The following is a 14105-nucleotide window of genomic DNA, read 5'->3' as shown; positions in this document are numbered from 1 at the left end:
GACACGGCTCGCGCAGGGAACGAGCACACGGCACGCCCCCGCATGGGGAGTATCATGGTGCGCAAGTCGATTCGTCGTGCCCTCGGAGCCGGTCTCACCTCGCTCCTCGTCGTCGTGGGAGCGCTCGCCGGCCAGTCGCCTGCGTATGCCGCCGACCCCGATCCCGGGGTCGACCGCGTCGTCGCACTGCTGGGCGGCAGCGGAGGGTCGCGGAACCTCGCCGCCTGGACCTCCGGGCTCGCCGGCATCGGCGCGCTCGGCAAGCCGATCCCCTTCGTGTCGGCGAGCCCCGGCGGCCTCGCCGGCGCCGACGACCTCATCGACAAGGGCGTGGCCCCGGCCCTCGCCGGCACGACGACGTGGGCCGACCTCGCGACGTCGGGCGAGTCGGTCGCCCTGCCCGGAGGTCGGACCGGGACGCTCGACGTCTCCGTCGACGACCTCGGTGACGGCAAGCGCGTCCACGTCAACCTCGTCGTGACCCGCACGGCGACCCAGCAGGCGCTCACCGTCAGCTCCACGAGCCCCAAGGTCGAGCTGTCCTCGCCCAAGGGGGTCACGGCCACCGTCGAGGCCACGCTCTCGCTCTGGGTCGTCTGGACCGGACCGACGACCAACCGCGTCTATCTGGCCAGCGACACGGCCCACGCGCCGCGGCTCGACGTCGACGTCACGGCACAGCTGTCCGGCGCGGCCAAGGCGGCCGTCGGGATCCTCGGCGTCACGCTCGAGAGCACGGACTTCACCGTCAGGGCCCACGCGTACGCCCGCGTCAACGACCCGAACAACGACGGGATCCTCGCCTTCGACGCGGCCGCGGTCGGCGACGGCGAGCTCGCCGCGGACGGCTCCCTGGCCGGCCTCGTCTCGGCCGCCCTCGACCCGACGGGCTCGCCCTCCGACCCCGGCACGCCGGGCTCGGTCGGCGGCACCCTGTCGGTCGCCGCCGACACGAGCGGCATCGCCGGGGTCAGCTTCCCCGCCAACGTCGCGGCCGACGTCACCCTGACGTGGCCGAACATCTCGACGGGCACGCCGACCGTCTCGGCGCCGAGCCTGGCCGCCCTCGTCGGCAAGTTCCAGAACATGAGCCTGCGCGACCTCGCCGACGGCCTCGCGCAGGTCGCGGTCGCCCTCACCGGCATCCAGCAGGCGAAGTTCGACCCTGACGGTGCCGGCCCCCTCCCGACGACCGGCAACCTCGACCTGCCGTTCCTGCGCGGCACCGTGTCCGATGCCGTCAAGGCCAACCAGGTCCTCGTCGACTTCCTCAAGGCGAACGTCGTCCAGCAGCCCGACCCCGACCAGCCGACGCCTCCCGGCTTCGACGCGACGACCGTCGGCAACCCGACGTTCGACTCGATCCAGGACCTCATCGGCAAGCTCAAGGCAGCCGGCATCGGCCTCGACGACCTCGCGTGGGACCCGACGACGAGCAAGCTCGTCTTCCGCATGCGGATGGTCAAGACCGCGCCGAGCACCGGGGTCGCCATGGACGCCGGCAGTGCCCGCACCTCCCGGCCCTCTGCCACGTATGCAGCCACCGGCCTCACGCTCGACGACGGGTCCCAGCCGTGGCAGGCGAACCAGTGGACCGGCATGCGCGTCATGGCGGGCACGTCAGCCGGTGAGGTCGCCTCGAACACGAAGAACGCGCTGACACTGTCTGGACCCTGGATCGGCGGACAGCCTTCTGCTGCAACGCCGTTCGTCATCGTCGGTCCCGAGGCCCAGCTCGGCGCCGTGACCTTCGGCGACATGTTGACCGACCAGCCCGTCGCCGGTGGACCGCGCCGCGGCATCCTGCGGGCGAACTCCGCCCAGACCTTCGCCACCGTCAAGCCGTCGTTCGCGGCGGACCTGACGCTCGTGCTCGACCTGCAGGACGCCCGTACCGGTGCGGCGTGCATCGGCTTCGAGGGCAACACCGAGGCCTGCCCCTTCGTCGAGACGACCGGGGCGTTCAAGACCAACGTCACCTCGCTCCCGTTGGGCGCCGACCGCGTGCTCATCCGCACCGGCAGCCCGCTCCTCACGGCCGACTTCCCGATCGACACCGCGGTCGACTTCACCGCCAACGCCGGCTTCTTCCAGGTGCGCCTCAAGGGACACCTCGCGGTGTGCAACAGCGCTGCGCCCGCCGACTGCTCGGCCGCCGGCTCGGGGCACATGCTCTCGATCGGCCTCAAGCAGGCCGGGGACGCCCAGCACGACATCCGTCTGCGGCAGCTCTTCGAGCAGCTCGTCACGGCGAGCCCGACCGGGCCGAGCAAGGCCGCTGACCTGCTCGACGTCGACGTCCACGTCCGTGCCACCGCCGACCTCAAGGCCTCGATCCCCGAGGCGGACGGCTTCCTGCCCGCCGGCACCGACGTCGGCGTCTCCGCCTCGTGGAACGACCTGACCCAGCTCACCGGGACCGACGGACCGCAGCTGGACCTCAGCCGGCTGAGCCGGATCTTCGCGCTCGACATCAAGCCCGGCTCGCAGGCCGAGCTCTTCGCGATCGTGCTCAAGACCCTCCAGACCCTCGCCGCCCAGCTCGCCGACGCCCAGCCCGGCGGCGCGTCGGGCGTCTACAGCCGCGAGATCCCCGGCACCGGCACCTCCCTGCGCGACCTGATGCAGCGCGACTCGTCGGGTGTCGGCAGCGACGTCAACTACGGCGCGAACACCCTCCAGCACGTGGGCCGCACGTTCGACACGTCCTTCGTCGGACGCACCGTCATCGTCGGCACCCAGGTGGCCGTCGTCGCGTCGGTCTCGGGTGACACGGTCACCCTGACCGAGAACTGGACGACCCGACCGGCCGACGACACGGCATACACCTTCCGCTCGCCCCTCGACGACGCCATCGACATCATGTCGGTGCACCCGCCGCAGAACATGCAGGACCTCGTCGCGTTCCTCGACGAGCGACTCGGCACCGGCGCGCTGCACTTCCGCTACCTCGACGACGCCGGGACCCCGAGCGTCGTGCTCGACCTCGACTGGAAGCGCGACTACCAGACGAACGCCCCCCTGCGCCTCGACCTCGGCGGCGACCAGTCGCTCGTCTCGGCGGCCGCGACGGGCCAGGGATCCGTGCACGTCAAGGGCGGCGTCGACGTCGGCCTCGTCGTGCCGCTCGCGCCCGGCACGGGGCCGGGCGACGCGTCCTCGCTCAAGGTCCTCGCCGACTCGAAGGTCAGCGTCGCGGCCGCGGCCAGCTTCAACGGCCGCGTCGCGGGCACCATCGGACCGCTGACGGTCTCGGCCGGCGACCCCGGCGGCGATGCCGCCAAGCAGGTCTCCCTCAAGGCCGACGTCAGCCTCGACCTGGCCGACGCGAGCGCCACCGCCGACACCCCGGTGAGCTTCTCGACGTTCCTCTCGGGCCTGGACGTGAGCTTCAACGCCACGAACACCCCGGTCGACTGCGGTGAGGGCCTCGCGACCCCGCTCATGGTCTGCGGCACCGTCCCGCTCTACGCGACCGTGCCGGGCAGCCCGGCGGCCTCCTTGGGCTCCATCGCGCTGCGGCTCCCGGACTCCACGAACCCGGCCGACCTCGCCACCCTGACGGGCAACCTCCCGGCACCCGACGCCGCCAAGAAGCGCTTCGAGGTGCCCGACCTGTCCGCGGCGTTCGCGAGCGCCTTCGCCGACTTCACCCAGATCGGGCCGGGCCTCGACGGCTACCTCGAGAAGATCGAGCAGGCCATGCGCCTGGCCACCTTCGACGGCAAGCTGCCGTTCGTCGGCAAGGACCTCCAGCAGGGCGCCGACTCCATCGGCCGGCTCCGGACGGAGATCAAGTCCAAGCTCGGCAACGTGCCGGCCAGCCCGGCCGAGGCCCGCACCTACGTCAACGACAAGCTCGCCGAGGCGATCGCCGCGGCGGGTCTGGAGAAGACGACGCTCGAGGTCAACTACGAGTGCAAGCTCAAGCTCGAGCCGACCGGCGCCCCGACGCTCGCCGCCACGCCGTCCACGACGGGCTCCACGGCCTGGCGCTACGAGATCGTCGCGAGCCAGGGGAGCGGCACCGGCACGGGCGGCGACACCGTCCCCTCGGCCCCGAGCGCCGCGACGACGACGTCGTGGACGACCCTCGGCGGCGCCAACTCGATCACGGTCTCGTGGTCGGCGGCAGCGGGTGCCACGAAGTACAAGGTGCTGCGCAGCAAGGACGGCGGCGCCTACGAGCTCGTCAAGGTCGTCGACGCGATCGCCGGAAGCGCGCAGACCTTCACCGACGACGGCACCGCCACGGCCACGGCATACGCCCCCGTGAGCACGAAGCCCGACCGCACCGACTGCCCGACGACGAGCATCAACGGGATCAGCCTGTCCTTCACCATCAAGGCGGGCACGGTCACCCCCGAGCAGGGCTGTGTGGCCGGCTCCGGCTGTCTCGGTGACGGCAAGAAGCTGCCGCTCGACATCGGCATCCCGGGCCTGGCCCTCAAGGCGGGCGACACCGACGCCATCACCTACGGCGTCGGCCTCCAGCTGCACCTCAAGGCCGGTGTCAACACGACCAAGGGCTTCGTCATCTACACGCACGACGCCTGGCAGGACGGGGCGGCCGCGCCCGAGTTCGGTCTGGGCGCCCGCTTCGACATGCCCGCGTCGATGAAGGCCCAGCTCGCCTTCCTCGACATCGACGTCACGAAGAACGGCACCGCGCCACTCTTCGCGGGCGCGTTCCTCGTCGACCTCAAGTCACGCGACACGACCGAGTCCGACGGCTCGGTCCTGACGGTCGCCGACATCGGCGACGGGGACGCGTCGTCCCTCTTCGGCATCTCGCTCACGGCCAAGGTCAAGGCCGACTGGATCGTCAAGGCGTCGGTCGACTCCGTGCTGCCCGGTGTCCAGGCGAACTTCGTCCTCGGCTGGGAGTTCACGAACCAGGACCTCAAGCACCTCGGCGCACCGACGATCGAGTTCAAGGAGGTCGCCATCGACGCCGGTGGCTTCCTCTCCAACCTGCTCGGGCCGGTGCTCAAGAAGGTCAAGTCCGTGACGGGCCCGCTCCAGCCGGTCCTCGACACGCTCTACGCGCCGATCCCCGTCCTTTCCGACCTCAGCCGGATGGCGGGTGGGGGCGACGTCAGCCTCATGACGCTGGCCAAGACGTTCAACACGCTGGCCGGCGGCCCAAAGCTCGACTTCGTCGACAAGATCGCGGCCCTGACGACGCTCATCAACAACCTGCCCGACTGCGGTGGCGGGGGACCGTCGTGCCTCATCCCGATCGGCAGCTTCACCGTGAGCGGTGACAAGGCCCTCGACACCGACGTGTCCCCGACGAGCAGCCTCGCGCCCGGCACTGCAGGCTCGCTCATCAAGACCGCCAGCGCAGCCAGCCCGGACACCGTGAAGTCCGCCCTCAACAGCAAGGGCGGCAAGGGCAACGTCTTCGGCGCCGGCGGCGCCGCTGGCAGCGCCAGCAAGTCCGGCTTCACCTTCCCGATCCTCGACAACCCGTCGTCGGTCTTCAGCCTGCTCATGGGCAGCGACGTCTCCCTCGTCGAGTTCGACAGCGGCCCGCTGACCCTCGGCTTCACCTGGCGCCAGTCGTTCGGCCCGGTCTACGCCCCGCCGCCCGTCATGGTGACGCTGTCGGGGTCCGCGTCGGTGACCTTGCGCTTCATGGCCGGTCTCGACACCGCCGGCATCAGGTATGCCGTCGAGGCCGCCCAGCAGGGAGCCGCGGTCAACCCCGTCAAGCTCCTCGACGGCCTCTACTTCAAGACGACGGACTCCGAGGGGCGACCGGTGCCGGTCGTCCAGCTCGACGGCGAGATCGCCGCCGGCGCCGCGGTCACGGCCGTCATCATCACCGTCGGCATCGAGGGCGGGTTGCACCTGACGATCGGCTTCCACTGGAACGACCCGAACAACGACGGGAAGTTCCGGGTCAGCGAGTTCCTCCACGCCGCGGTCAACAACCCGCTCTGCCTCTTCACGACCACGGGTCGGCTCAGCCTCTTCCTGCGCCTCTACGTGACCCTCGGCTTCTCGCCGTTCAGCGTGTCGTTCTCGATCAACCTGGCGGACATCACGCTGCTCGACTTCACGGCGCAACCCAACTGCACCCCACCGCCGCCCAGACTCGGCGGCACCTCGGGTGACACGCTCGTCGTCTTCGCCGGACGCTTCGGCACCGACACGCAGCGCGGGGAGCCCTGGGGCAACACGAGCGAGACCGACGCGGACGTCGTCAAGGTGACGGCCCTGCACTTCGCGCAGACGGACGACGACCCGGCGGGGACGAACGCGGGCTTCGACGGCTTCGCGATCCAGATGCTCGGTGAGCGTCGTGAGTACCTCGACCCGACGCTGAAGCGGGTCGTCGTCGACGGCCGCGGCTCGTCGACGCCCCTCGTCGTCAGCTTCGTCGGAGACGGCAAGAAGGACTCCGACCCGTCGTCGGCGGGTGGCGCAGGTGACCTGAGGTCCTTCGACAAGGACGCCATCGTCTTCGGCACCCCCGGCAAGGACCAGATCCAGACCGGGACCGGAAGCTCGTGGGTCGACGGTGGCGCCGGGGACGACCGCATCGTCACGGCCGACGCCGTGGGCCAGGTGGCCCGCGTCGCCGGCGGTGACGGCGACGACGCCATCACGACCGGACAGGGCGACGACCTCGTCACCGGCGACGGGAGCCTGCCCTCGCCCACGAAGGCCTTCTCCGCGACGCTCAACGCCGTCGACGACGCCAACTGGCCGAAGAAGTCACCGATCAGCCTCGGCGACCTCGTCGACCCGGACCAGCTCAGCGTCGACCCGACGACCCGGTCCCAGGCGACCGGCGGGGCGGACACCATCAGCGTCGGTCTCGGTCGCAACCGCGTCGACGCCGGCCCCGGCGACGACAAGGTCGGCGTGGCCGCCGACCGGCCCGACGGCTCGGGGACGACGATCCGTTCGAAGGGCAACGTCCTCGTCGGCGGCCTCGGCAGCGACTCGGTGACCGGTGGGACCGGTCCCGACACGATCTACACGTCGTCGGAGCAGACCTTCGGCGTCGACGCGGCGGGTCAGCCCGACACGCTCACGACGCCGTCCGGCCAACCCACGGTGCCGAACATCGTCGAGACGGGATCCGGTGACGACGTCGTCTACGGAAGCCGTGAGCAGGACGTCGTCACGAGCCACTCTGCGCCGTCCGAGCACGCGCGCATCCTCGGCGGCGGGGGCGAGGACGCCCTCGTCGGCGGCTATGGCTCCGACGCGATCTACGGCGGACCGGGTGACGACTACGTCGTCGCCGAGCCCAGCCGTGTCGGTGGGCTGGCGGCCGCCGAGACGATCGAGGGGGTCACGTTCGGGCACACCCGGCTCGTCGAGCACCAGGCCCTGCCGACCGGCACGGCGCCGTCTCCCAAGACGCTCGTCGGGGGCCGGGGCAGCGACCACGTCATCGGCGGCGACGGGGCGTCCACGATCTTCGGCGACACCCTGCGTGACGCCGCGACCGTGACGGCCGTCGCCGACGAGACCTGTCGCGCGGGCTCGCCCGTCGCGTCCGACCCGGTGCCGGAAGGCACGTCGGGTGGCAGCGACCCGAGCACCGACGACGGTCCCGACCTCATCACCGGTGGCGCCGGCGTCGACACCATCTCCGCCGGGGGTGCGGCCGACCGCGTCGACGCCCGCGGTGGCGACGACCTCGTCTGCGGCCAGCAGGGTGACGACGTCCTCTTCGGCGGCGACGGTGCCGACCGAGCCTGGGGTGGCACCGGCCAGGACCGCGGCTACGGCGGTCAGGGCCTCGACCTGCTCTTCGGCAACGCCGGACCCGACGTGCTCTACGGCCAGGAGGCCGCGGACGTCATCGAGGGCAACGACGGCGCGGACTGGGCCAGCGGCGGCGACGGCGACGACGTCGTCTACGGCGGCACGCGGGCCGCGGGACGCACCGACACCGACCCGGCCGATGCCGGCGACGTGCTCTCGGGTGACACCGGCCGCGACATCCTCATCGGGGACAACGGCACCGTGGACGACCCGTCGTCGTCAGCCGACCCGGATGCCGTCCCCTTCGACCTCGCCGGGACCGCTCTCGACGCGGGTCGCGGAGACCAGCTCTTCGGCGGCGCAGGCGACGACACGGCATACGGCGGGCTGGGCGACGACCGCGTCAACGGCGGCGACGACGCGGACCACCTCGAGGGCAACAACGGCTCCGACCTCGTCCACGGTGACCGCGGCGAGGACGAGGTGGTCGGGGGCTCGTTCCAGCAGTCGACCGCGGGCGTCGGGCGACCGGACACCGGTGACGTGCTGTTCGGCGACGCCGGCCCCGACATCGTCACCGGTGACAACGCCGTCGTGACGTCCGGGGTCGGCGCGGTCGACTCGACGCCGATCACGCGGATGCGCGGCTTCGCGGCCACGCACCGCATCACGCTGCTCGACCTCGGCGCGAGCCCGGTCCTCGCCAACTCGGGGGCCGACCAGGTCTTCGGCGGTGACGACGCGGACGTCGTGCTCGGTCAGCGTGGCACCGACCGCCTCAAGGGCGACGCGGGCGACGACTACGTCGAAGGTGGGCCCGACGTCGACTGGGTCGAGGGCGACCTCGGCGACGACGACCTCGTCGGCGGCAGCTCGACGCCGTCGGCTGGGTCGGGCGTCACGACGGCCGGCCAGCCCGACACCGACGACGCCGTCTACGGCGGTCCCGGCGACGACGTCGTCCTCGGCGACAACGGCCAGGTGCTGCGCCCGGTCCCGGGTCAGGCACCCACCTCGGTGACGGTGCGCCTCGGCAGCTCGCCGGGCACCGCGATGACCCCGCGCGTCGTCGAGCCGTACGACCGGTCGGTGGGCGCTGGCTTCCTCACGACGCCTTCTGCGACGCTCTACGGCTTCGACCGCCTCTCCGGCGGCGACGGCGTCGACGTGCTCGAGGGACAGGACGGCAACGACGTCGTCACCGGTGACGCCGGAGCCGACCACGTGCAGGGCAACGGGGGAGCCGACGCGCTCTTCGGCGACCTGCCGTTCGGCACGGCGTCGGCCCACGGCACCGCGGCGACGGCACTGAGCGCCCCCTGGCCCGGTTCGGCCAGCCCGGTGGCTCTGCTCCGCGGCACGAGCACCGACGCGGGACAGGACGACATCGTGGGCGGCACGCCCACCCCCGGCTTCCGCGACGGTGCCGACGTCATCGAGGGCAACGGCGGCGACGACGTCGTCCTCGGCGACAACGGCTCGCTCCTGCGCACGCTCGTGGGCGCAGCGGGCGCCCGCTCCGAGAAGGCGTATGCCGACCGCTACCCCGACGGTCCGCTGCCTGCCGACGCGACCGCGTCGCGCACGCACGATCCGGCACTGCCGGGGCCGAGCACCCGCTTCTGCTCCACGACGCAGGCGACGTGCGAGGTGGTCGGTGCCTTCGGTGCCGACGTCATCTGGGGCGACGACGGCAACGACGGCATCTGGGGTCAGGACGGTGACGACACCGTCTCCGGTGGCGCCGGCGACGACGACCTCTACGGCGAGCTGGGCAACGACCGCCTCACGGGCGACAGCGGTCGGGACGCGATCGTCGGCGACCGCGGCGGCATCGTGAACCAGTACCTCAGCGCCGGCGACAGTCCGGCGGTGTTCACGAGCTCGCTCAACAGCCCGCCCAAGGAGAGCTTCACCGGCTTCCCGCGGACGGCGTACGACCGGCGCGTCGACCTGCTCCACGACGTCGACGGCGACCAGTGGATCGGCGCCTCGACCGACGCGTCCATGCCGCACAACGGCATGGACGAGGGCGGGCGCGACCTCATCCGGGGCGGCACCGACGACGACACCATCCACGCCGGCTACGGCGACGACGTCGCCAACGGCGACAGCGGCGGTGACGACGTCTACGGCGATGACGGCGAGGACGTGCTGTGGGGCGGCCAGGGCTGCGACGCGGGGCTCGACGGCAACACGCCCGACTGCCGCACGAACGGCGCCTTCGACCCGTCGTCGCGCGGCACCGGTGACCGGTTCGTCGACCACCTCTTCGGCGGTGCGGGCGAGTCCGACCCGGCGAAGCAGGACGTCCTCGGCTCCGACCTGCTCGACCTCAGGCCGCGCGGCAGCTACACGCCGGGCACCGGGTGCACGCTCGGTGACTGGCCGCTGACGTCCGGCACGAAGAAGGCCGTCACGACGGTCGACCCGTGCCTGTGGTTCGAGATGACCGGGACCGACGACGCCGACCCCGCGAACAACAACCACCACCAGGGGACCGACTGGATCTACGGCGGCTGGGACCGCGACGTCATGCAGGGCGACGTGACGGCCAACGGTCCGAACGCCGGTGACCGGCTCATCGACTGGAACGGCGCCTACAACCTGTTCTCGCACTGCAACTCGGCCTACGGCGGCTTCAACGACGTGCGTCAGCACTCGCCGGCCATGCAGGACTTCCTGCAGCAGCTGGCGTGGGCCACGAGCGCCGGACGGTCCGCCACCGACGTGACGACGGCGGGGACGTCGGCCTTCCGCGAGCTCGCGCTCGTCCACCCGGGCGAGACGGAGCACGGGGCGGGAGCGGCCTACCCGGGCACGCCCGGCCACTTCGACGAGGCGGCCTGCCAGAACTGAGCCTCGCTCGAACACCGAAAAGACTGCGGCGCTGTGGGATCCGAGATCCCACAGCGCCGCAGCCGTGTGTCGAGAGCCGTCAGGCCGGCGGAGCGATGTCCTGCTGGGCCGGGAGCTGGTCCTGGCGCACGATCCCGACCGGGCACGTCATGCCGTTGGGGCCGTGGTTGCAGTAGCCGCCAGGGTTCTTGTGGAGGTAGCCCTGGTGGTAGTCCTCGGCGAGGTAGAACGGCCCGGCGTCGTCCGCGGAGCGGATCTCCGTCGTGATCTGTCCGTAGCCGTTGTCGTCGAGCACCTTCTGGAAGGCCTCGCGCGTCGCCTCGGCGGCGAGACGCTGCCCCTCGGTCGTCCAGTAGATCGCCGAGCGGTAGGCGGTGCCGATGTCGTTGCCCTGGCGGTTGGCCGTCGTCGGGTCGTGGTTCTCCCAGAAGGCCTTGAGCAGCAGCTCGGGCGAGGTCTTCTCGGGGTCGTAGACGACGCGGACGGTCTCGGCGTGTCCGGTGCGGCCGGTGCACGTCTCCTCGTAGGTGGGGTTGGGCGTGTAGCCGCCCATGTAGCCCGCGGCCGTCGAGACGACGCCGTCCTGCTTCCAGAAGATCCGCTCGACCCCCCAGAAGCAGCCCATGGCGACGTAGAGCACCTCGCTGCCGTCGGGCCAGGGGCCCTCGAGCGGGGTGCCGAGCACGACATGGGTGGGGTTCACGGCATACGGGCGGTCCGCGCGACCCGGGAGGGCCTCGTCGCGGCTGGGCATCTGGGACTTCCTACCGAATCCGAACACCATGCCAGTGTCACATCCTTCGTGCTGGGAGCGTCTTACGTCCCTGTAACGCCCGCGACCCCCTGCGTATGCCGGGTGGCGCGGTCCCGGACAAATCGCTCGCCGCGTGCGGGGCCGGCCCGACAGACTGCCCCCATGAGCGACGACCTCGAGATCCGGCCGATCGACCTGCTCGACGAGGCCCAGGAGGCTGCGGCCCGCGACTGGATCGGCGTCCACGCAGCCGTCCAGCGCGAGCTGTTCGGTCCGGCCGGCAGCGCCTGGACCCTGGAGGAGATCCAGGGCTTCCACCGCTCGCCGTCGGGCACGCGGGTGGCCCGCGCGGCCTGGGTGGGGGACCGTCTGGTCGGAGCGTTCGAGGTTCGGATGCCGACGACCGACAACCTCGACCTGGCCCTGCTCTGGCTGTCGGTCCTGCCGGACCACCGGCGGCGGGGCATCGGTGAGGCACTGCTGCTCGAGGGGGAGGCGATCGCGCACGAGCACGGCCGCGGCACGTTGATGGGCGAGACGGAGTGGGCCGAGGGCGGTGTCGACCTCGCGGAGACGTTCGCGGCCCGGCACGGCTACGCCGTGGGGCAGACGATGCTCCGCAGCGCCATGCCGCTGCCCGCCGACCGCGACGCCCTCTCGGCCCTGGTGGCCGTCACCGACGACTACGCCATCGAGACCTTCGTCGACACGATGCCCGAGGGGTGGCTCGACGACCGCGCGGTCCTCCAGCAGCGGATGAGCACCGACGCTCCCACGGACGACCTCGCCCTCGAGGAGGAGGCCTGGGACGCCGACCGCCTGCGGGAGACGCACGCTCGCACTCTGGCCTCCGGGCGGCGGATCGTCGAGTCAGCCGCGCGCCACACGCCCTCGGGGCGCCTCGTGGCCTTCACGACGATCGGGGTGTCCGCAGGAAGTCCCGACCTCGGCTACCAGCAGGACACCCTCGTGCTCAAGGAGCACCGCGGCCACGGGCTCGGTCTCCGGCTCAAGGCGGCCAACGCGCTGCGGCTCATGGACGAGCTGCCCGACGTGACGGCGGTCCGCACGTGGAACGCCGCCTCCAACGAGCACATGCTCGCGGTCAACCGGCAGCTCGGCTACGCCGTCGACGGGTACAGCCGGGAGTGGCAGAAGATCGCCGGGAGCAGCGAATGAGTCTGCAGATCAAGGAGATCGACCTCGCCGTCGACGACCCGACGAGCGAGGCCTGGCTCGAGGTGCACCACGCAGCCAACCGCCACGTGTGGGGCGATGCCGCCGAGCGCACGTCGGTCGCCGAGATCGTCGACGTCGCAGAGCGCCGCCACGAGGCGCGGCGCTCGTTCCTCGTCACCGAGGAGGGCGCGGACCTCCCGACCGCCGCGGCCCAGACGATCCGCCGCACCCGCGACAACATCGGGACCGCAGGGCTCTGGCTGTCGGTCCACCCCGACCACCAGAGGCAGGGAATCGGCTCGTCCCTCCTCGCCCGGTGCGAGCAGGTGCTCCGCGACGACGGGTGTGACCGCATCCACGAGCACAGCGGCGCGCCCGTCGAGAACGGTGACGCGGCAACGGGATTCGCGCGCGCGAACGGCTACCGGCAGACGCTCCTCGACCTCCGGCAGGACCTGGCCCTGCCGGTGGACGAGGTCGCACTGACCGCGCTCGACCCCCGACCCGATCCGGCGGCATACGTCATCGAGACGTCGGTCGACGGGCTCCCCGAGGAGTGGCTCGAGGACCGGGCGCTGCTCGCACGACGGATGAGCACCGACGCCCCGTCGGGCGACATCGACCTCGACGAGGAGGACTGGGACGCCGAGCGCGTGCGGCTGGTGTGGAACACCCCGAGTCCCATCTGGGGCATCGAGTCCGTCGCGCGGCACGTGCCGACCGGACGCCTCGTGGCCTTCACCGACCTCGTCGTGCGACCCGGGCAGCCCGACCTCGCCGTCCAGTCGGACACGCTCGTCCTCCGGGAGCATCGAGGACGGGCGCTCGGCCTCGCCGTGAAGATCGCGAACCTCCGCGCCCTCCAGCGGGAGCGCCCGGACGTCACGACGGTGCGCACGTGGAACGCCGACACGAACACCCACATGGTCGCCATCAACGAGCGGATGGGCTTCGCCGTGACGGGTTGGACGCGGGAGTGGGCCAAGGACCTCTGAGCCGGGGGGCGGTGAACCCACGGCGGCAACACGGCGTCGTCGTGGGCAGGTACTAGGACCAAAGCCCGATGGTGCCTGCCCGCCCCGGGGACGCACGGTGGACCCACAGCACCCGCTGACCCGCCGCGGACCACCCGGGACGGGCCCCCACCAGGAGGTCACGCATGAGGACTCGCCGAACTCTCACCGCCACGTCCGCCGTCGCCCTCGTCGCAGCCGCCCTCGCGTCCGGCGCCGTCCCCCTCGCCCCGGCCGCCTCGGCCAAGGGACTCGAGGTGCGCACGTCGGGCAACTGCTCGGCCGGCGCCACGTGGAAGCTCAAGGCCAGGCAGGACGACCGCCGGATCCAGGTCGAGCTCGAGGTCGACAGCAACCGCGTCGGCCAGCGCTGGAGCGTCGCGCTCAGCGACAACACCGTCCGGGTCTCGTCCGGGTCAGCCGTCACGACGGCGCCGAGCGGCTCGTTCACGGTGCGCAGCCTCGTCACGAACCGCGCCGGCTCGGACACGATCCGCGCCTACGCCCGCTACGCGGCGACGGGCCAGGAGTGCCGTGCCACCCTCGTCTACCCGGGCTGACCGCAGCCT

At 71.8% G+C, this 14105-nt stretch carries 5 protein-coding genes; 4 read left to right on the top strand and 1 reads right to left on the bottom strand.

All coding sequences use genetic code 11. From position 1 onward, the window contains the following. Positions 1-54: 54 nt before the first annotated feature. Positions 55-10590: a calcium-binding protein gene (locus tag H283_RS0117905; RefSeq protein ID WP_020144907.1), complete on the top strand. Its 10536-nt coding sequence runs from the start codon at positions 55-57 to the stop codon at positions 10588-10590. Between the two features lie 79 nt (positions 10591-10669). On the opposite strand, the gene msrA is transcribed toward H283_RS0117905, so the two are convergent. After that, a complete protein-coding gene (msrA, locus tag H283_RS0117900; RefSeq protein ID WP_020144906.1) occupies positions 10670-11344 on the bottom strand; it encodes a peptide-methionine (S)-S-oxide reductase MsrA in 675 nt (224 codons plus the stop codon). 162 nt (positions 11345-11506) lie between these two features. On the opposite strand from msrA, the gene H283_RS25670 reads away from it, so the two are divergent. The 3 genes from H283_RS25670 (at position 11507) to H283_RS0117885 (ending at position 14096) form a co-directional block, all read left to right on the top strand. Then, complete coding sequence (locus H283_RS25670; protein ID WP_020144905.1) at positions 11507-12523, top strand: GNAT family N-acetyltransferase; 1017 nt, start codon at positions 11507-11509, stop codon at positions 12521-12523. Beyond that, positions 12520-13518 carry a GNAT family N-acetyltransferase gene (locus tag H283_RS0117890; protein WP_020144904.1) on the top strand — a complete coding sequence of 333 codons (999 nt, stop codon included), beginning with the start codon at positions 12520-12522 and terminating at the stop codon, positions 13516-13518. The genes H283_RS25670 and H283_RS0117890 overlap by 4 nt, the downstream gene beginning before the upstream one ends. A 164-nt stretch (positions 13519-13682) precedes the next feature. Beyond that, positions 13683-14096 (top strand): hypothetical protein, encoded by a 414-nt coding sequence (locus H283_RS0117885; RefSeq protein ID WP_020144903.1) that lies wholly within the window; start codon positions 13683-13685, stop codon positions 14094-14096. Positions 14097-14105: the final 9 nt, after the last annotated feature.

Source organism: Terracoccus sp. 273MFTsu3.1, assembly GCF_000383675.1.
Taxonomy (GTDB): domain Bacteria; phylum Actinomycetota; class Actinomycetes; order Actinomycetales; family Dermatophilaceae; genus Terrabacter.
Note: the sequence above shows the minus strand (reverse complement) of the source record. Positions and strands in the feature narration are given on the sequence as shown.

Excerpts from the sequence above, each read along its gene's own strand:
- H283_RS0117905 (WP_020144907.1), top strand. The coding sequence starts at position 55 with ATGGTGCGCAAGTCGATTCGTCGTGCCCTCGGAGCCGGTCTCACCTCG.
- H283_RS25670 (WP_020144905.1), top strand. The coding sequence starts at position 11,507 with ATGAGCGACGACCTCGAGATCCGGCCGATCGACCTGCTCGACGAGGCC.
- H283_RS0117885 (WP_020144903.1), top strand. The coding sequence starts at position 13,683 with ATGAGGACTCGCCGAACTCTCACCGCCACGTCCGCCGTCGCCCTCGTC.
- H283_RS0117890 (WP_020144904.1), top strand. The coding sequence starts at position 12,520 with ATGAGTCTGCAGATCAAGGAGATCGACCTCGCCGTCGACGACCCGACG.
- msrA (WP_020144906.1), bottom strand. The coding sequence starts at position 11,344 with ATGCCCAGCCGCGACGAGGCCCTCCCGGGTCGCGCGGACCGCCCGTAT.